Source organism: Neobacillus phoenicis, assembly GCF_047302305.1.
In the GTDB taxonomy this organism is placed as follows: domain Bacteria; phylum Bacillota; class Bacilli; order Bacillales; family Cytobacillaceae; genus Neobacillus.
In genome coordinates this window covers 3234278-3252670 of sequence record NZ_CP154847.1, presented here as the reverse complement: position 1 = coordinate 3252670, position 18393 = coordinate 3234278, and the positions used below count along the sequence as shown (strand labels likewise).

The 18393-nt window shown below is 40.9% G+C and carries 20 protein-coding genes; 17 read left to right on the top strand and 3 right to left on the bottom strand.

The window, feature by feature from the left end:
- Window positions 1-22: 22 nt before the first annotated feature.
- The 7 genes from AA0X95_RS16820 (at window position 23) to AA0X95_RS16790 (ending at window position 8282) form a co-directional block, all read left to right on the top strand.
- Window positions 23-1579, top strand: a complete 1557-nt coding sequence (locus tag AA0X95_RS16820; protein ID WP_413299781.1) for a 4-hydroxyphenylacetate 3-hydroxylase N-terminal domain-containing protein — start codon at window positions 23-25, stop codon at window positions 1577-1579.
- A gap of 51 nt (window positions 1580-1630) precedes the next feature.
- Entirely contained in the window at window positions 1631-2104 is a 474-nt protein-coding gene (locus tag AA0X95_RS16815) for a flavin reductase family protein (protein ID WP_413299779.1), read from the top strand.
- A gap of 24 nt (window positions 2105-2128) precedes the next feature.
- Window positions 2129-3001: a hypothetical protein gene (locus AA0X95_RS16810; protein WP_413299777.1), complete on the top strand. Its 873-nt coding sequence runs from the start codon at window positions 2129-2131 to the stop codon at window positions 2999-3001.
- A 137-nt stretch (window positions 3002-3138) separates the two neighbouring features.
- Entirely contained in the window at window positions 3139-5013 is a 1875-nt protein-coding gene (locus AA0X95_RS16805; RefSeq protein ID WP_413310082.1) for a XylR N-terminal domain-containing protein, read from the top strand.
- 271 nt (window positions 5014-5284) lie between these two features.
- The gene (locus AA0X95_RS16800; protein WP_413299775.1) at window positions 5285-6643 is read left to right on the top strand and encodes an aromatic ring-hydroxylating oxygenase subunit alpha; all 1359 of its coding nucleotides are present in this window, start codon (window positions 5285-5287) and stop codon (window positions 6641-6643) included.
- The gene (locus AA0X95_RS16795) at window positions 6643-7188 is read left to right on the top strand and encodes a 3-phenylpropionate/cinnamic acid dioxygenase subunit beta (RefSeq protein ID WP_413299773.1); all 546 of its coding nucleotides are present in this window, start codon (window positions 6643-6645) and stop codon (window positions 7186-7188) included. The genes AA0X95_RS16800 and AA0X95_RS16795 overlap by 1 nt, the downstream gene beginning before the upstream one ends.
- Window positions 7189-7301: 113 nt before the next feature.
- Window positions 7302-8282, top strand: coding sequence for a catechol 2,3-dioxygenase (locus tag AA0X95_RS16790; protein ID WP_413299771.1), 981 nt, complete (start codon window positions 7302-7304; stop codon window positions 8280-8282).
- A gap of 92 nt (window positions 8283-8374) precedes the next feature.
- Here the strand turns inward: AA0X95_RS16790 and AA0X95_RS16785 are convergent, their stop codons facing one another.
- Entirely contained in the window at window positions 8375-9142 is a 768-nt protein-coding gene (locus tag AA0X95_RS16785) for an IclR family transcriptional regulator (protein WP_413299769.1), read from the bottom strand.
- Window positions 9143-9361: 219 nt separating this feature from the next.
- Here AA0X95_RS16785 and AA0X95_RS16780 point away from each other — a divergent pair, with 219 nt between their 5' ends.
- The 6 genes from AA0X95_RS16780 to AA0X95_RS16755 are packed head-to-tail and all read left to right on the top strand — an operon-like array spanning window position 9362 to window position 14578.
- Window positions 9362-10276, top strand: coding sequence for an acetaldehyde dehydrogenase (acetylating) (locus AA0X95_RS16780; RefSeq protein WP_413299767.1), 915 nt, complete (start codon window positions 9362-9364; stop codon window positions 10274-10276).
- On the top strand, window positions 10273-11286 hold the full coding sequence (dmpG, locus tag AA0X95_RS16775) for a 4-hydroxy-2-oxovalerate aldolase (protein ID WP_413299765.1): 1014 nt from the start codon (window positions 10273-10275) through the stop codon (window positions 11284-11286). Before AA0X95_RS16780 ends, dmpG begins: the two co-directional genes overlap by 4 nt.
- Window positions 11287-11306: 20 nt before the next feature.
- Window positions 11307-12083, top strand: coding sequence for a 2-keto-4-pentenoate hydratase (locus AA0X95_RS16770; protein WP_413299763.1), 777 nt, complete (start codon window positions 11307-11309; stop codon window positions 12081-12083).
- A 17-nt stretch (window positions 12084-12100) separates the two neighbouring features.
- A complete protein-coding gene (locus AA0X95_RS16765) occupies window positions 12101-12892 on the top strand; it encodes a 2-keto-4-pentenoate hydratase (RefSeq protein WP_413299761.1) in 792 nt (263 codons plus the stop codon).
- A 16-nt stretch (window positions 12893-12908) separates the two neighbouring features.
- Window positions 12909-13112, top strand: coding sequence for a tautomerase family protein (locus AA0X95_RS16760; protein ID WP_413299759.1), 204 nt, complete (start codon window positions 12909-12911; stop codon window positions 13110-13112).
- Window positions 13109-14578, top strand: a complete 1470-nt coding sequence (locus AA0X95_RS16755) for an aldehyde dehydrogenase (RefSeq protein WP_413299757.1) — start codon at window positions 13109-13111, stop codon at window positions 14576-14578. The genes AA0X95_RS16760 and AA0X95_RS16755 overlap by 4 nt, the downstream gene beginning before the upstream one ends.
- 250 nt (window positions 14579-14828) lie before the next feature.
- Here the strand turns inward: AA0X95_RS16755 and AA0X95_RS16750 are convergent, their stop codons facing one another.
- Together AA0X95_RS16750 and AA0X95_RS16745 are read right to left on the bottom strand one after the other, a co-directional pair.
- The gene (locus tag AA0X95_RS16750) at window positions 14829-15824 is read right to left on the bottom strand and encodes an LLM class flavin-dependent oxidoreductase (RefSeq protein WP_413299755.1); all 996 of its coding nucleotides are present in this window, start codon (window positions 15822-15824) and stop codon (window positions 14829-14831) included.
- Between the two features lie 18 nt (window positions 15825-15842).
- Complete coding sequence (locus AA0X95_RS16745) at window positions 15843-16127, bottom strand: DUF3219 family protein (protein ID WP_413299753.1); 285 nt, start codon at window positions 16125-16127, stop codon at window positions 15843-15845.
- Between the two features lie 359 nt (window positions 16128-16486).
- Here AA0X95_RS16745 and spxA point away from each other — a divergent pair, with 359 nt between their 5' ends.
- The 4 genes from spxA (at window position 16487) to AA0X95_RS16725 (ending at window position 18038) form a co-directional block, all read left to right on the top strand.
- Window positions 16487-16882, top strand: coding sequence for a transcriptional regulator SpxA (gene spxA / locus AA0X95_RS16740; RefSeq protein ID WP_413299751.1), 396 nt, complete (start codon window positions 16487-16489; stop codon window positions 16880-16882).
- A gap of 26 nt (window positions 16883-16908) precedes the next feature.
- Window positions 16909-17043 carry a BA3454 family stress response protein gene (locus tag AA0X95_RS16735; RefSeq protein WP_413299749.1) on the top strand — a complete coding sequence of 45 codons (135 nt, stop codon included), beginning with the start codon at window positions 16909-16911 and terminating at the stop codon, window positions 17041-17043.
- A gap of 139 nt (window positions 17044-17182) precedes the next feature.
- Window positions 17183-17596, top strand: a complete 414-nt coding sequence (locus tag AA0X95_RS16730) for an RrF2 family transcriptional regulator (RefSeq protein WP_413299747.1) — start codon at window positions 17183-17185, stop codon at window positions 17594-17596.
- 103 nt (window positions 17597-17699) lie between these two features.
- Entirely contained in the window at window positions 17700-18038 is a 339-nt protein-coding gene (locus tag AA0X95_RS16725; RefSeq protein WP_413299745.1) for an IDEAL domain-containing protein, read from the top strand.
- The last annotated feature ends 355 nt before the right edge of the window (window positions 18039-18393 follow it).

The window sequence follows — 18393 nt, the reverse complement described above, 5'->3', positions numbered from 1 at the left end:
TTAATTCAAAGGAGGAAAGGGCTTGGAAAAAATTATGGCAACTAAACCATTTACAGGTGAAGAGTATTTGGAGAGTATTCGTAATCAATCACGAGAAGTATGGCTGTATGGTGAGAAAGTAAAAGATGTAACATCACACCCTGCATTTAGAAATTCTGCAAGAATGATTGCCCGTCTTTATGACTCTTTGCATAACGAGAAAGAAGCTGCTGCGCTATTGACTGAAACAGACACAGGGAACGGTGGGAAAACCCATCATTTTTACAAAATCCCGCACTCTGTCGATGATCTAGTGGCGAGTAGAGATGCGATTGCCGCATGGTCCCGTAAAACCTATGGATGGATGGGAAGAACGCCTGATTATAAAGCAAGCTTTCAGGTAGCGTTAGGGGCGAATGACAATTTTTGGGGAGAATACAGCGGTAACGCGAGACGCTGGTATAAAGAAATTCAGGAAAATTGTTTATTTTTAAACCATGCGGGTCTAAATCCGCCAGTCGACCGTCATCTGCCGCCAGATGAAGTGAGTGATGTGTTTGTTCACGTGGAGAAAGAAACCGATGCGGGACTAATTGTAAGCGGTGCCAAAATGGTGGCCACTGGTTCGGCCCTTTCACATTCCAACTTCATTTTCCAATATGGCCCGCTGCCGATCAAAGCCAAAAAAGAATTCACGTTATTTGCGATTGTCCCAATGGATAATCCAGGGATTAAGCTGATCAGCCGACCGTCTTACGCTATGCAAGCTGAAGTAATGGGGACACCTTTTGATTATCCGCTCTCCAGTCGTTTAGACGAAAACGATTCTGTCCTCATTTTTGATAAAGCCCTGATCCCTTGGGAAAATGTTCTCCTATATGGTGACATCGATAAGGCCAATAGTTTTGTCCCATTATCTGGGTGGGTGCCGCGCTTTACGTTCCATGGCTGTACTCGATTGGCTGTGAAACTTGATTTTATCGCAGGCTTGCTGTTAAAAGCAGTTGAGTCAACAGGGGCGAAGGATTTCCGAGGTGTTCAAGCACAAGTAGGTGAAGTGATTGCATGGAGAAATCTATTCTGGGGATTAACAGATGCGATGGCCAGGAATCCTGAAACATGGCCGGGAGGCATTGTGCAGCCGAATATGTATTATGCCTCATCTTATCGTGTCTTTGCAACGGTTGCCTATCCAAGAATTAAAGAAATTATTGAGCAGACCGTTGCAGGCGGGTTAATTTATGTCAATTCAAGTGCACTGGATTTCCAAAATCCGGAGTTAAGGCCGTTATTGGATAAATATTACCGCGGTTCCAATGGATATGCAGCAATTGACAAGATGAAGCTAATGAAACTACTCTGGGATGCAATGGGTTCTGAATTCGGAGGACGCCATGAACTATATGAGCGAAACTACGCAGGAAACCATGAGAATATCCGAATGGAAGCCTTATTCCACGCAGCAGGCACTGGCTTGGTCGATGAAATGAAGGGCTTCGCAGAGCAATGTATGTCTGAATACAATCTTTCGGGATGGACAGTCCCTGATCTCATTAATCCAACTGATGTAAGCTATCTGCTAAAAAAAGCAGGAAAATAAAATCGGGTATGCGCCTTGGTTACCAAGGCGCTCCCAAAAGGAAGTGTTTGTATGGATGATCGTCAATTTCGTAACACAATGGGAAAATTTGCAACAGGTGTAACCATTATTACCACTGAGTTGGATGGCAATGCCTACGGAATGACTGCGAATGCCTTTATGTCCGTTTCCCTTAACCCGAAATTAGTTGTCATCTCAGTGGGGCATAAAGCGAAAATGCTGCAGCGCATCCGGGAATCGAAACGCTATGCTGTCAATATATTATCGTCTGATCAGCAACAGCTTTCTGCTGTGTTTGCCGGCCAAAAAAATGATGATATTCTCATTCCATTTGCTACTATGGATCGGCTGCCGATTTTAGAAAACACAATTGGGGCGGTTACTTGTAACCTGGTTGCCGAACATACTGCCGGAGATCATAGCTTGTTAATCGGTGAAGTAACGGATCTACGCATGGAAGAAGGAGAACCACTGCTATTTTTCCAAGGACAATACCATGAGTTAAAAGAAAGAGTGAACAGTTAAAAGCTACAGCAGGGAGTGAACGGATTGAAGACGGTTTATCTGACCCACTGCTCCGAAGCAGCCTCTAAAGAGGTGGAACCGTGTGTGCTTGCAGTTGGCTTTTTTGATGGTGTTCATATCGGCCATCGTACGGTCATTGATACTGCTAAGCAAATCGCGAGCGAACGTAAAGTAAAAAGTGCCGTTTTGACCTTTTTTCCACACCCAAAAGAGATAATCAGTAATGGAACAGAAAAAGTGGATTACCTTATCCCTTTTGATCGAAAGAAGGAATTGATCGCTCAGTTAAGCATTGATTGTCTCTATGTCATCCATTTCGATTTGGAATTTGCAAAGTTAGATCCACAGTCTTTTGTGAAGCAATACCTGATTGGACTGGGAGCGGTTCATGTAGTTGCGGGCTTCGATTTTACATATGGTTACCGGGGGCAGGGCACCATGGATACGATGGTTCAAGACAGTAGGGGGCTGTTAGATGTATCGGTTGTACCTAAAATCAGTTGGAAAAATAAGAAGATAAGCTCGACTTTGATACGAGATCTATTACGGAATGGTGAGGTAAGTTTGATTCCACCTGTTTTAGGTGATTATTATGAAACGTTTGGAAGAATTTCCTCTATCAGAACAGAACGTTCTATCGAAATTACACCTTATGATAGATTTATGCTTCCAGCACCAGGAATTTATGAAGTGGAAGTGGAGACTGGGGAAATGGTTTATCAGGGTATTTCGTGCTTGACGGAGAGTCATAATGGCAGTAAGCATCTTGAAATACTATCACCATCAGACCTGAAAACGTTAACAGGCACGACAGTAAAAATCAAATGGCTTAAACAGAGGAGTAAATATCATTTTAACTATTGCCTCTTTGGGATTAACAAATGGGATATCGTTTGATCCCCGTTATATCCTTTCATTTTTAAAAATTACTTCTGGCAAAAGGAACAACAGATGAGATACTATTTTATTATAAAAAGAATTTTCTGATTAATATCCTAAACCAGATCCGCAATAATGAGGTGATAGCATTGAACATGGTTATTAGTGATAAGGTCAAAAGCCTTGAAGAAAATGCTAGAATATTGAGCTCTGTAACTGCCTTTGCATTACTAAGAGAGGAATTAATTAAAAATATTGGGATAGACCGGGTAAAAGGATTTCTCCTTCGCTATGGATTTGAACTAGGGGTCAAAGGTGCAAAGAATGCCTTATCACTAGGTTTTACCTCTCTGGAAGAAGTGTTAAAGCAGGGGCCGGATTTCCACTCTAAATATGGGCATGCCAAGGGGGTTCACTATTCCATTGAAGTAGACCTTGGTCAGGATGATGAGGTCCTATCGGCATATGGACAAGGAACATGGGAAGGGTCCTTTGAGGGATTGGAACATTTGAATCGGTTTGGAAAATCAGATTCCCCCATTTGCTACACCCTTAGAGGATACGTTACTGGTTTTATGTCTACGATCTGTGGAAAAACGATCATTGCTAAAGAAACTTCCTGTATTGCAATGGGACATCCTGTTTGCAGGTGGTCGTTTAAGCCGCTGGAGGAATGGGGAGATGAAATTTCAGAGGAGTATCAATATTACTCAGAATCTACCATTATCAAAGATTACAAATATACGTATCAGCAGCTACTAGAGCAGCGAAACTATATTTATAAGGTCGCAAATCTTCATAAACAATTAACAGAGGCAGTAACGAATGGTTGTGATTTGCAAATCATCGCAGATGCTGCCGCGGATATAACCGGAATTCCCATCATTATTGACGATGCGAGTTTTCATACATTTGTCTATTCCGGCATGTCGGAGGCTACATTTTTTGAGATTAATGAGGAAAAAAAGCAATGGCTGCAGCAAGCTGAAATTTTCCGGTCAGGGAACTGGAAATCCCCTGAAAAATCATCTCACAGTAAAAAATTAGTGACATTCCAACAACATCATGGTTTAGTCGAGCCAATTATCGTGAGGAAAAACATTTTGGGATATTGTACTTTTGTTTATCCAGAAAAGAACACTATCGATGTTGAAAATGATTATATGTTGCTGGAAAGAATAGCCAATGCGGCCTCTCTCCTATTACTGAATGAAAAAACGAAGTTTGAGTCATTCGAAAGGATGAAAGGGAACTTTTTAGAACAATTGCTGCATAATCAATATCCCTCTCGCGCCGAGATCTTAAAACGCGGAAGATTTATGAATATTGATCTTGGCAAAAAGTTTTATATCGGTGTACTTGAGGTTAAAACAACTAAAATTTCTATTGATCATGAATTAGGCCTCCACGAGAAGCTCCTTGAAACCACCTTTTCCTTTTTTAAAGAACAAAATCTTACCGTTTTAGCCGTACAAAAGCAAGGGAAAATTGTATTACTTATTACTGAAACCACGTCAAAGGCTATTGATATTCAACGTGTAGCAGAGAATCTTATAGATTATATGAATAGAAGTTTTGAGTGTATAGACTTAAAAATAGGTATCAGCAGCAAAGGTGAACATATTGAAAAAGCATTCAAATACTACGAACAGGCCTTGATCGCTGTTAGAATGGTAACCAAAAAGAAAGCATTACTATTTGAATCTCTTGGAATAGTTGGAATCTTAATTAATCAAAATAATGTAAGTGCTGTTCAAATGATGGGTCAGCAGCTGCTGAAGGACTTTTATAAAAACAAGGATCCCAAAAATCTGGAGCTATTAAAAACGTTATATGTATTTTTATATAACGGGGGAAAGCTTGAGCAAACAATGAAAGAGCTGTCTTTATCCATGAGTGGCTTGTTGTACCGTATCCAGAAAATCGAGGCGGTAATTGGAAAGGATCTACGTGACCCGATTGATAGTCATCATATTTTACTGGTACTCGAGGCGTTAGCAGCATTGGGAGAATTGGAGATTCGTTGGTAGATGAAATTTCACAACCAAAAGAAAGGTGTAAACAACACAGTGATTTCTGGTTCCTTTTTAAAAATGGAAAAAAATATTCAATTTGTGTCCATTATAGAGGGACATCGATATTTAATGATTACCGAAATTCTATTACCCTATAGTTGTTACCTGACATCACTTTATAGAATAGGGGTGTTACTTTAATAGATTTGTAAACGGTTTCAGTATGTTGCGTTTTACTCTCTTTTTAGTTATTTATTTTTAGTCTCTTAAACTGGAGGGTTATTGGATGAGTGGCAGGATCACTAAAGAAACTCTTATGAAATTAAAAGAAAAGATGAAACAAGGATTATTGCCTCAATGGGTTCTTGCAGATCGCGATATGTATGACTTGGAAATGGAAAAAGTATTCGGAAAAACATGGCAATTTTTGGCCCACGAGTCTGAATTAACGGAGCCAGGAAGCTTTGTTACAAGATGGATGGCAAATGATCCCGTACTTGTTACAAAAACTAAGTCAGGAGAGATAAACGCCTTTCTCAATTCTTGCACCCATCGGGGAACCTTACTATGTGCTGTCGACACAGGAAAACAAAAAACATTCACGTGTCCATACCATGGCTGGACATTTAACAATGAGGGCAGCCTTGTTGGAGTGGCCGTGGGCAACAAAGTTTATGGTGAGGAAATGAACAAGGAAGATTGGAATCTCCGTCCAATCCCGAAGGTGGAAAGTTATCAAGGGATGATTTTTGGAAATCTAGATGCAAATGCGGAGTCTTTGGATGAGTACCTTGGTGATATGAAGTGGTACATGGATATCCTTGTAGGCAGAAGTGATGAAGGAATGGAGGTTCAAGGTACCCCGCAGCGCTGGGTTGTCGATACGAACTGGAAAGTAACGGCCGAAAATTTTGAGGCCGATCCCTACCACGTTCAATTTACTCATAAATCAGCAAAGGAAATGGGCATTGCTCCTAGTGATCCGTTCTTCCCAGGGTATGGAAATCAAATCATTTTAGGGAATGGTCATGGAATTAATGTGCTTAAGTTAGATGAAACCGAAAAATCACCTTTCCCATACCAAGGAATGCCTGAAGCGATGTGGCCAATGTACGAAAGAAATTTAACTAAAGAACAAAATGAAATTTTAAAGGATAGCTATTTTGTGGGGGGAATTTATCCTAATCTAGGGTTTTTAAGTTTTAGTTTTCCACTTCTGGATTCTGATGAGGGGTTCTACAACTTTTTAAATTTAAGAGTTTGGAGACCTTTAGCTCCTGATAAAGTGGAGGTCTGGAGCTGGCATTTAATTGATAAGGATGCACCTCGGGAATACAAACAAAAATCATATAAAACCTTTGTAGCAAGTTTTGGTCCCTCAGGAATTTTTGAACAGGATGATTCTGAAATCTGGAGTCGCGTTGCTCTGACAAGTAATGGATTGATGGCGCAGGATAAGGAGCTAAGCTATAACAGCGTGCTCAATTACCTCATGGGACTGGACCGTGTCAAGGCGGTCGATGATTTTCCAGGTCCTGGAACAGCTTATCCACTTTGTTTTCTTGATACGCTCTCAAGAAGTATGCATGAAAAATGGTTGGAACTGCTTTTGAAAGATATTCCAGTTGGACAGGAGGTACGCTAATGCGTCCAGAAATTGGAATAGAAGAATCACAGGTAAGTATAGGCGTGCAGATGGAAATTACCAATTTCCTTTACCGGGAAGCGTATTTACTAGACCACCGGAAATATCAGGATTGGCTCGACCTCTTGGGTGATGATCTTGTATATCAAATGCCAGCACGGATTACGAATGAAGGTCGCCATGATACACCGAATATTGACCATGATTCAAGATATTTTGAAGATACAAAACAGTCGCTTGTTACAAGAATAAAGCGCTTGGATACATCTTCCGCATGGGCAGAGTTTTCTGGCCCAAGACAAAGGCATTTTATTACAAATATCTTAATCGAACCAGGCACCAAAACCGAGAATTATCAGGAATTCCACGTAAAAAGCAACTTTTTATTTAAGAGAAACAGGGGTTCATACCGGACTTCCGAAGAGCTGTTCGGTGAGCGGGAGGATATCTTAAGAAAGCACAATGGAGAATGGAAGCTTGTTTCAAGACTTATTCTCCTTGATCAGACTGTTTTAGGTTCCATGAACTTAAGTATGTTTTTATAAATTACCTCAACGAGTGAAACATCCATTAAAATGATTTTCTTCATAGAGCTTCCACTATTTCCTATTCTTAAAAGAGTAATAATCCAAAAATTTGATTTTAGGAGGAAAAAACAATGAGATTAATCGAAGAACCTAATTTTGATGTAGCTCAATTAGCCCATATCGAGATTTTTTCGCCGAAACCTGAAGAAACCGTGGACTTTTTTACAAGGTTGTTAGGAATGAGCGTGACTGCACGTTCAGGTCAATCGGTTTATTTAAGAGCGTATGAAGAGACGTATCATCATTCATTAAAAGTAACCGAATCAAAGGAAGCAGGTCTTGGTCATGCTGCCTGGCGCACAATCTCACCTCAGGCTCTTCAAAGGAGGGTCGAGGCTGTCAAGGCAACAGGACTTGGACGGGGATGGATTGAAGGAGATCTTGGTCATGGTGCAGCCTATCAATTTACGACACCTGACGGCCATGCGATGGAACTTCTATACGATGTAGAATATTATCAATGCAAGGAGAACGAAAAAACAAAACTGTTGAATCGGGCCACGAAGAGACCGGACCGTGGTGTCCCTGTACGGAGACTTGATCATATAAATCTAATGACATCAAATGCTGCCACCAACACCGACTTTATGCTAAATGCCCTCGGATTCCGTTTACGGGAAGGAATTGAGGACAACGGAAATCTAATCGGAAGCTGGATGAGTGTATCCAATCTTGTACATGAAATTGCCTTCATGCCAGAACCTAATCAACAGAAGGGCAAACTTCATCACCTTTGCTACTGGTATGGTGTTCCTCAAAACCTTTACGATGTGGCTGATCTCTTCCGCGAAAACGATGTATTTGTCGAAGTTCCGCCAAATAAACATGGAATCAGCCAGGCGTTATGTATGTATGTATACGAACCAGGGGGTAACCGTGTTGAGCTATTTGGAGATGCTGGATATCTCATTTTGGATCCGGCATGGAAACCTGTGATTTGGGATATGAAGGATGTACCGGGTAATGGCGATACATGGATTGGTACAGCTTTCCCTGAATCATGGTGGGTCCGCGGAACGCCTGTAACGGTTCCTGAAATAGCAAAATCATAATACAAACAAAAAATTCCTTATGATCAAGGTTCTATACCTTTTTTATAAGGAATTCTTGTTTTAATAGATTATCGTGTTAGATATGTAGAAACCTATCGTTTCCGGTACCCCAGCCGCTCCGAAATCAATTCACCAAAGTGGATCAGTTCACGGGCGATATATTCCATTCTTTGTTTGGAAAGACGGGAACGAGGTCCCACTACATTGATGGCCGCAATCACTTTACCAGTATAATCCCGAAGCGGTGCGGAAATAGAGTGAACCTCGGGGCGTAATTCACCGATACTCAGCGAATATCCTTTTTGTCGAATGGCCTTTAACTCCTTCCGGAAAGCTTCTGGGTCATGAATGGTATTGGAAGTGAATTTTTTCAACTCATTTTTCAAAATCGTTTCAACAAAATACGGCTCACTATAAGCCAGTAATAATTTTCCGGAGCTTGTACAGTGAGGGTAATTGTGTAGACCGGAGTGAGAAACCAGCTTAACGGAATCCTCACTTTCCACTTTGCAAAGATACACCACTTCAAAATTATCTAAAATGGCAATATGTGAGGTTTCTTTAAACGTGTTGGCGACCTTGGTAATGATGGGCAGGGCTTCATTATGGAGATCAATATGCCCTAATACGATCGAGCTTAATTCCAGCACGGATAACCCCAATTCATATTTATTCGATTCTTCATTTTTCCGGACTAATCCTTCAGATGCGAGTGTCGCTAAAATGCGTTGCACACTGCTTTTGCCAATGCCTAATTCCCCAGCAAGCTCACGCACCCCTTTTTGCGGCCTGTCCATTTTAAAGGCACGCAAAATTTTGATGGCATTGCTAACAGAAGAAAGTAAATTTTCTTGTTCCATTCTTTCCACCTCCTAATTCGAATTATATAAAAAATTCTGAAAATGTCCACTATAGAGGGACGACTACATTGTTGGAATGATGGGACTCAGGCTATCATGAATACACAGATGAAATGAAAGGGGTGTCCAGTTAGAAAAACGACTAAATAACAAGTAACAAACGTTACCTTCCCTTCTAGGGCTAAGGATAAAAAAATGGTAAGAAAGGAAGTGTGAGAAATGGCCAAGGTAAAAGCAGCCATTTTAGGATCTGGTAATATTGGCACGGATTTGATGTACAAAATTATAAAAAATGACGGGAACTTAGAATTGTCTTTAATGTCCGGGATTGACCCGAAATCGGAGGGACTGTTAAGAGCACAGGGAATGGGGATTCGTGCCAGCCACAAAGGGATAAATGCCATTTTAGAGGACGATGAAATCAAGATAGTGTTTGATGCAACAAGCGCAAAAGCACATTTGAAAAATGCCGAAGCATTACGCAGCAAAGGAAAAATAGCAATCGACTTGACTCCTGCAGCTGTGGGACCGTATTTAGTACCCCCAGTAAATTTAGCGGAACATATTGAAGCTAAAAATGTCAATATGATTTCCTGCGCCGGCCAGGCGACAACTCCGCTAGTCTATGCAGTATCACGTATCGTGCCTGTCCATTATGCAGAAATCATTGCGACGGTTGCAAGCCTCGCAATCGGGCCAGGAACGAGACAAAATGTGGATGAATTTACACGGACTACGGCGAATGCGCTGGTTAAAATTGGCGGGGCAAGGATGGCTCGTGCGATTCCGGTCTTTAATTCAGCTGAGCCGCCGATTACAATGACAAATACTGTTTATGCCGTTATCAAAGAGGATGAATTTGATATGGAGGCAGTGAAGCATTCCGTACACTCGATGATAAAAGAAGTTTCTAGTTACGTACCCGGATATCGTCTAAAAGGGGAACCCTTTGTTGATTACCGTGAGACTCCTTGGGGAATCTTGCCGGTTGTCGTAATCATGAATGAAGTAGAAGGCTCAGGAGACTTCTTCCCGACCTACGCTGGAAACCTTGATATCATGACGGCCTCGGCACGGAAGGTTGGCGAATTATACGCGCAGCATTTACTAGAATCTAAGGAGGTAACACGATGAAATTACCTAGACTGACAGATACCACCCTGAGGGATGGTTCTCATGCTGTAAGTCATAGTTTTACTCCGGAAGTCGTTAAAAAGATTGTCACCGGTCTTGACCAAGCAGGCGTCCCAGTGATTGAGGTCAGCCATGGGGCAGGGCTAAACGGTTCGACGATCCAACAGGGATTTTCGCGTTACTCGGAATTTGACCTGATCAAAACAGCAGTGGAATCAGCAAAGCAGGCTAAAATTGCTTCTTTGTTTGTTCCAGGGATTGGAACGAGTGAAGAATTGCGAAAGGCAGTAGAAATTGGCATTAGCACGATTCGAATCGCGGTCCATTGTACGGAAGCGGATGTAACGGAGCAGTATTTTCGATTGGCGAAAGAATTGGGAATTGAAGCAGTCGGGTTTCTGATGATGTCACACACCCAGCCAGGTAAAGTGCTTGCTGAGCAGGCGAAATTAATGGAATCTTACGGGGCAGATTGTGTTTATGTCGTGGATTCTGCAGGTGCTTTGATTCCATCAGGTGTTAAGGAAAGAGTTTCGGCTTTAAGAGAAGCTTTGTCGATTGAGGTGGGTTATCACGCCCATAATAATCTTGGCTTGGCTATTGGAAACACTTGGGCTGCACTCGAAGTAGGAGCCGATCAAATTGATGGTACATTAAGAGGACTTGGGGCAGGAGCAGGTAACGCACCGACAGAAGTATTGGTCGCTGTGCTCAATAAAATGGAGCTTGAAACGGGAATCAACCTTTCGATTTTAATCGACTTGGCTGAAGAGGCGGTAGCGCCGCTAATGCCTTCCCCCATCGTTCTTGACAGAGACAACTTATCGAGCGGCTATGCAGGGGTGTATAACAGCTTCCTATTACATGTCAGGCATGCCGCAGAAAAATTTAACGTGAATCCATCAGACATAATGGCGGAGTTAGGAAGACGCCAAGCCGTTGCAGGACAGGAAGACTGGATTTTAGACGTAGCAATGGAACTCGCTGCAAAAAAAGGAGTCAAGGTCTGAGCATAAAGGAGGGAAATAGTATGTTAGTTCAGGAATCGGCAAGCAGGCTACTTGAAGCGGAAAAAACAAAGAAAGTGATTGAACCATTAACCGTCACTTATCCAGGAATTACGGTAGATGATGCTTACCATACCCAGCTTCAAATTATCCGTCAAAAAGTTGCTAACGGAGCAAAGATCGTTGGCAAAAAAATAGGTGCAACCAGCAAAGCGATTCAAAATATGTTTGGGGTCAATCAGCCGGATTACGGCCATCTTTTAAATGACATGATGTTTATTGACGGAGATGCGATTTCGTTAGAAAACTACATCCAGCCAAAAGTAGAATGCGAGATCGCTTTTGTTTTAAGAAAAGAGTTAAAGGGTCCCAATGTCACCATAATGGATGTCATTGAGGCAACCGACTATATTGTACCGGCAATAGAAGTCATCGACAGCCGGATTGAAAATTGGAAGATTAAATTTGAAGATACCGTAGCGGATAACGGTTCTTCTGCAAGTGCCGTCATCGGAGTAAAATCGACAAAATTGGATGGAATCGATTTAACACATATTGGAATGGTGGTATATAAAAACGGAGAAATGCTTGATACGGCTGCCGGAGCCGCGGTGCTGGGTAACCCGCTCAGGGCAGTGGCATGGCTGGCAAACTCCTTAGGGAAATACGATGTTTCTTTAAAGCCAGGGGAAATAGTACTGTCCGGAGCATTGACAAGTGCGGTAGAAATCGAAGAAGGTGATACTTTTACCGCAGAATTTGACCACATTGGTTCTGTTAGTGTCACCTTTAAACGATAAGGAAACGGGGTGAATTGATGATTAAGACAGATATGATCGATTTGATTGCTAATGAGCTTTATGAAGCCGAGAAAAAAAAGCAGTCCGTTGAAAAGTTTACCGGGAAATTTCCGGAACTGAATGAGACGTTAGCGTACGAGGTACAGGAGCGATTAATCGAGCTAAAGGTAATGGAGGAAAAAACGAAAAGAGTCGGCCGCAAACTTGGTTTAACCAGTAAACCGAAGCAGATTGCTATGGGTGTCCACGAACCTTCTTATGGCGTTTTGCTGGAGAGTATGCAGTTGTTTGAAGGAGAATCGATTTCCATTAAACCATTTATCCATGCGAGGGTAGAACCGGAAATTGCCTTCATTTTTAAAAAGGAATTGAAAGGCCCATATGTAAGCCCAGCAGATGTTTTGGCAGCGACAGAGTATGTGGCCCCTGCATTAGAAATCATCGACAGCAGGTTTCATGGATTCACATTTTCCCTCTCGGATGCTGTTGCGGATAACTCATCCTCATCAAGATTCATCCTTGGAGAACGATTCTACCATCCTGCCAATCTCGATTTACGGTTAATGGGCATGGTTTTCAAGAAGAACGGGGATGTCATGGCAACTGGCGCAGGGGCGGCTGTGATGGGCCATCCTGCCAGGGCGATTGCCTGGCTTGCCAATAAGCTATATAAGACCGGACAAAGCATTCAGCCTGGTGAAGTGGTGTTAAGTGGCTCGTTATCGGCTGCCGCGGTTATAGCTCCAGGCGATCAATTCACGGCCAGCTTTGACGGAATAGGGTCAGTAGACGCATTTTTTACTGAATAAATGATGGGAGGAAACAATGATGCCATTCATTAAGTTTAATATATTAAAAGGAAGATCACCTGAAAAAAAGGAAAGGCTGATTCGTGAAGTAACCGACTTGGTTGCCGATATTTTGGAAGCGCCTGTTCAAAATGTCCGCGTGATGATACAGGAAATAGAACCGGAACATTGGGGAATTGCGGGAGAGTCCGTTAAGAAACGGAGTGAAACAGCAAAATGAACGTCAAAACAGAAGTCAAACAGATTGGACTTTATATTAATGGGAAATATGTTCCATCCAGCAGCCATCGAACCTTTGAAGTGAAAAACCCTGCTACACAAGGGGTAATCGCATTGGTAAGTGAGGCTACTGAGGAAGACGTAAATCAAGCATGCCTGGCAGCTAGAGAAGCCTTTGAAAATGGGCCATGGCGGACGATGTCAGTTGCCGAGCGTTGTGAAAAACTCCGACGAATGGCTGAGATTATTTTAGAAAGGAAAGAAGAAATTGCGGGTTTAGATGCAATCGATGTCGGAAAGCCCTATCATTCAACCGTTCAACACGAGGTTCCACGTGCGGCCCACAATATCCATTTTTTTGCTGATTTTGTACAAATGCAAGGCGGAGAAACCTATCCGATGGAGGAAAACTTCGTTAACTATACACGCTATGAGCCCGTGGGAGTCGCAGCACTAATTACTCCATGGAATGTGCCATTTATGCTCACCACCTGGAAACTAGGCCCTTGTCTTGCAGCAGGGAATACCGCTGTGATTAAACCAGCAGAGATGACGCCATTATCTGTTTCGTTACTAGGTGAAATTGCCAAAGAAGCAGGCATTCCTGATGGTGTGGTCAATGTCGTGCATGGGCTGGGAAGTGTGGTCGGGACGGCGTTAACAGAGCATCCAGCGGTGGATTTGGTGTCATTTACGGGTTCCACGGCTACGGGCAAAAGAATTATGAAAAATGGGGCAGATACGCTGAAAAAAGTGTCGTTTGAACTTGGCGGAAAAGCCGCAAACATCATCTTTGAGGATGCCGATTTGGATAAAGCCATTCCAGGCTCGATTCATGCCGCATTTATGAATTCCGGTCAGGTGTGTCTTGCCGGTTCAAGAATTTTAGTGCAACGATCTATTTTTGCTGAGTTTTTAGAACGGTTTACAAAAGCGGCGATGGAATTAAAAGTAGGCGATCCACAAAATATTGACACAAAAATGGGGCCGCTTGTGAGTGAACAGCATTATCAGAAGGTCACCAGCTATCTCGAGATTGCTAAAGAGGAAAAAGCGAAACTGATTTGCGGCGGCAAACGGCCAGAACTGCCGGAATATTTACAAAAGGGATATTATTTAGAGCCAACCGTGTATGTCCAAGAAAATCCCAAATCACGAATTTGCCAGGAGGAAATTTTCGGCCCAGTCGTCACTCTTATACCGTTTGATACCGAAGAAGAGGCCATTCAAATTGCCAATGACACGGAATATGGGTTAAATGGTGTTGTCTGGACTGAAAATCTGCAGCGTGCACACCGTATGTCTCACAGTGTCCGTGCGGGTACGATTTGGGTCAACTGCTGGTTTGTGCGTGACCTCCGCGCCCCATTTGGAGGTTTTAAGAAAAGTGGAGTAGGACGGGAAGGCGGGCACCACAGTTTGGAGTTTTTTACGGAAGCAAAGAATATTTGTATTGCTTTAAAATAAAACTGTATAAAAGGGACCACTGACCCCTGCTTTCCATTTATAGAATAAAAATAGTAACTGCTACAGGCGGCGGGAAATGGGAATCCTCTTAAACGGTCAGTCGAAAGCGTTGGAAGAGATGTTAAGAACGGATATATTTCTGTCACTTTAGTAGGCAATTAGCATTATAGAATGAAATGTAAAAACCCCCTTATGTTTCCAATTTATGAGGGGGTTATAACTAATTAGAAAAAATTGTTTTTTTTTAAAATTATGAAAGCACTTCTTCTGCAATTAGTCTATAAGATTCCATGCGGTCCTTCGGAGAGTGAGTAATCGTCACCAACATGATTTCATCCGCCTTAAATTCCGCTTGTAACTGATAAAGTTTCTTACCGACCTCTTGAGGATTGCCCACAATCATATTTTGTTTCATTTGCACTAATTTTTCTCTTTCTTTTTCATTAAGTTCATAATTCTTAGCTTCTTCGATAGAAGGAACATATTTGCCTTCACCTTTATCTTTTTGAATGGCCCAAATAAGTGAACTCAACGCAATTTCTTCTGCTTTTTCCGTAGTTTCTGCACAAATCGCGGAAACTGTTAACAATACTTGAGGAAATGGACCGTGTTTCTTTGGTACAAAGGCATCTAAATATTGTTCAATGATAGCGGCTCCGTTATTTTCGCTCATAAACTGACCAAATGCATAAGCCAAACCATTTTTAGCTGCAAGTAAAGCACTTTTTTTACTTGTGCCAAGGATCCACGGCATTGGTGGCACTTGTGGCATTGGAGAGGCCGTGATTTTTGAAAACTCATGATCTTCAGGAAAATCATCATGGAGAAAATGAAGCAGTTCTTCCACTAAATTTGGCATTTTCCATACTTGTTGTAAAAAGTTATTTGATAAAGCATTAGTGGCTTCAGCAGAACCTCCGGGTGCACGGCCAATGCCAATATCGATGCGATTCGGAAACAATGTAGCCAGCATATTGTAAACCTCTGCCACTTTATAGGGTTTATAATGCGGCAATAGGACAGCCCCGGAGCCGATCCGGATCTGTTTTGTATGGGCTCCAATATAACTAAGCATCACTTCAGGGGCAGAGCAGGCAAGTCCAGGAAGATCATGATGTTCGGCAATCCAATACCGCGAATACCCTAGCGCTTCACCAGCTTGCGCTAGCTTCACAGATTCATTCAACGCATCACTAGCAGTTTGATCAGAAGAGATGGGTGACTGATCTAATATACTTAATTTCACTAATCCATGCCTTCTTTCTTAATTTTTCACTTCGCGCAATGATAATGTAAAATCTCCAACCTGTTCTTTTTCATATAAGTTTGTAATTGAAGTGGAATATTGCTGAATTTTTCCTCTAAACGCTAAACCTCTTTCAGGAATTTTTACATCAAAGACGCCTTCGTATAACAGTGTCGTAATGTCATGATATTTCTCACTCGTTACTTTGAAACCAATAATAACATTATGCAAACCATTATCTGTCTCTTCTTTATAATGGTCTACATGAATCGATGTATCATTTAAGATTATTTCTTTTACCATAAAAATCAACCCCTTATGAAGTTTGTATGAAAGATAATAGCATTGATCCAATAGTGGAGCAAATCAAACGGATTATAATAATCAAGTTCAAGTATTTAGTTAATGTATGTTAAAAAAGATGAATTAAAAGACTTAATAAAAATATTATTAATTTAACTATTGACATTTTTAACTGTAACGATTAAATTTACAGTATAGAAACTGTAAAATTTTTTATTACATTTAATAATGAAGCGATAACTCAGCAGATTAATAATAACTGCGAGGTTTTATCGCCTAATTTCGGGGTAATTACCCAATAACCAAGTAAGGTATTGTACCGTATATTTTCCAACAAATATTTAGGAGAGTGAGTAAGGATGGTAACTCTTTATACAACCCCTAGCTGTACATCTTGTCGAAAAGCGAAAGCTTGGCTTGAGGAACATTCCATTGACTATATCGAAAGAAATATTTTAGCCAATCCGCTAACAGTCGAAGAGATTAAATCGATTCTTCGCTTAACAGAAGAGGGGACTAGCGAAATTATTTCAACTAATTCAAAAACTTTTCAGGAATTAAATATAGATATTGAATCTCTTTCGCTTAATGAACTCTATACCTTAATAATGGAGAATCCTAAAATGGTACACCGGCCAATTATCCAGGATGAAAAAAGGTTACAGGTGGGCTATAACGAGGACGAAATTCGTAGTTTTCTGCCTCGAAAGGTTCGCACATACTTGTACAACGAATTGCAAAAAGCGGCAAATTAATGGTTTCTTAAAGGAGGAAAAAAAGAATGATCGAAGTATTCGTAACTGTTAATTATAAAGAAAAAAATTACAACACCAATGTTATTGTGAAAAAAGATACAGCATGGGCAAACATTCAACGGTTAGCCGAGGAACAAATCAAAAAACAATGGGATATTTAAATTAATCACTAACCTTGAAAACCCTAATGTTTGACAAGATAATCTGTAACGTATACTATTACAGTACGTCATTAATATTGAAAAGATGCACACAATAGTATTAAGGTATGTGTCGTTTCATTTCTTAGGAGGCAAGAACATGAATAGTGATTTTACCCTTGCCATTCATAGTTTGACTTATCTTGCGCTACAGCCGGACCGGATGTCAACAAGTGATGCTATTTCAGAAAGTGCTGGAGTCCATCCTGTACGGATTCGAAAAGTGCTGAGTTTGTTAAAAAAACATGAATTTATTAAATCCAAAGAGGGAACTGGCGGAGGATTTATTTTTGCGCTTGATCTAAATAAAGTGAACCTTTGGGATATATATAAGATTACTTCAGAAGGTGCTCTCAAGCCTAAGTGTCCTGAATCGAATCATAAGTGTATTGTCGGCGCCAATATGCAAAGTGTTTTATGTAGCATTTTCTTAGGTGCTGAAGAACATCTGGGTGAATATTTAAAGGATTATACCATGAAAGAGGTTGTCAATCTCGTTAGTAAGCGACTTTGACCGCAGATCTCTTTCATTAAAATGTAATAAAAAAAATTACAGATTTATCTAGTGGGTATATCTGATTGGATGAAACTAAGAATAAATAAAGAAGGTGAGACATATGTTGTCCATTAATACCATCTTACAACCAGGCGATTGGATCAAGGGAGAATCATGGGACGGGGAATTAATCATTGGTTATATTGAATCACTGTCACCTAATACTCCTGAAGGATTAGTAAAAGTAACGGTTGTAACTAGCGACAATAATGAAACGATTGGAAAAACAATCCCAGTTTTAAGCAAACGGGTTAAACGACTTCCGGTTTCGAATGTGACAAACAAGGTACAAATAGAATTTCTGATAGACTTGGCCTTATCAACAGGGGATAAGGAATGGTTTAAGGAACTTTCTTCCGAGTTAAACGTAATGAAGCAGCTTGTTAATGAAATGGAATAACACTTCTTTAATAAAATGGAGCCAGACAATGGCAGACAATAAAATCATGACGTGACTGATCAAGCAACAGGTGAAAAATTATCGCAAGTCCTAAAAGGAAAGGTCTTCAATTGTTTCTTAGAACAAGACGACGAAACGGAAGAGTGGGCATGTTGTTGCTCTAAAAGAATGCTATTAATTTAAAATTGCCGAAAAAGAAATGATAGATTAGATCATTTAAAAGAATCCATCCAAAGCTGGTTGGATTCTTTTTTAGAATAAATAAATTACATAGTAAAAATGAATGTCATTTTAAACGGTACACTGGTTGATGTTTGTTGTACCCATCATTTTTGTATAAAATAAGAATAGAAAA

Bases quoted from the DNA above. Each gene is read 5' to 3' on its own strand.
- AA0X95_RS16805 (WP_413310082.1), top strand. From the start codon at position 3,139: ATGGTTATTAGTGATAAGGTCAAAAGCCTTGAAGAAAATGCTAGAATA.
- dmpG (WP_413299765.1), top strand. From the start codon at position 10,273: ATGAAATTACCTAGACTGACAGATACCACCCTGAGGGATGGTTCTCAT.
- AA0X95_RS16735 (WP_413299749.1), top strand. From the start codon at position 16,909: ATGATCGAAGTATTCGTAACTGTTAATTATAAAGAAAAAAATTACAAC.
- spxA (WP_413299751.1), top strand. From the start codon at position 16,487: ATGGTAACTCTTTATACAACCCCTAGCTGTACATCTTGTCGAAAAGCG.
- AA0X95_RS16800 (WP_413299775.1), top strand. From the start codon at position 5,285: ATGAGTGGCAGGATCACTAAAGAAACTCTTATGAAATTAAAAGAAAAG.
- AA0X95_RS16730 (WP_413299747.1), top strand. From the start codon at position 17,183: ATGAATAGTGATTTTACCCTTGCCATTCATAGTTTGACTTATCTTGCG.
- AA0X95_RS16795 (WP_413299773.1), top strand. From the start codon at position 6,643: ATGCGTCCAGAAATTGGAATAGAAGAATCACAGGTAAGTATAGGCGTG.
- AA0X95_RS16790 (WP_413299771.1), top strand. From the start codon at position 7,302: ATGAGATTAATCGAAGAACCTAATTTTGATGTAGCTCAATTAGCCCAT.
- AA0X95_RS16725 (WP_413299745.1), top strand. From the start codon at position 17,700: ATGTTGTCCATTAATACCATCTTACAACCAGGCGATTGGATCAAGGGA.
- AA0X95_RS16765 (WP_413299761.1), top strand. From the start codon at position 12,101: ATGATTAAGACAGATATGATCGATTTGATTGCTAATGAGCTTTATGAA.
- AA0X95_RS16745 (WP_413299753.1), bottom strand. From the start codon at position 16,127: ATGGTAAAAGAAATAATCTTAAATGATACATCGATTCATGTAGACCAT.
- AA0X95_RS16760 (WP_413299759.1), top strand. From the start codon at position 12,909: ATGATGCCATTCATTAAGTTTAATATATTAAAAGGAAGATCACCTGAA.
- AA0X95_RS16770 (WP_413299763.1), top strand. From the start codon at position 11,307: ATGTTAGTTCAGGAATCGGCAAGCAGGCTACTTGAAGCGGAAAAAACA.
- AA0X95_RS16785 (WP_413299769.1), bottom strand. From the start codon at position 9,142: ATGGAACAAGAAAATTTACTTTCTTCTGTTAGCAATGCCATCAAAATT.
- AA0X95_RS16755 (WP_413299757.1), top strand. From the start codon at position 13,109: ATGAACGTCAAAACAGAAGTCAAACAGATTGGACTTTATATTAATGGG.
- AA0X95_RS16780 (WP_413299767.1), top strand. From the start codon at position 9,362: ATGGCCAAGGTAAAAGCAGCCATTTTAGGATCTGGTAATATTGGCACG.
- AA0X95_RS16815 (WP_413299779.1), top strand. From the start codon at position 1,631: ATGGATGATCGTCAATTTCGTAACACAATGGGAAAATTTGCAACAGGT.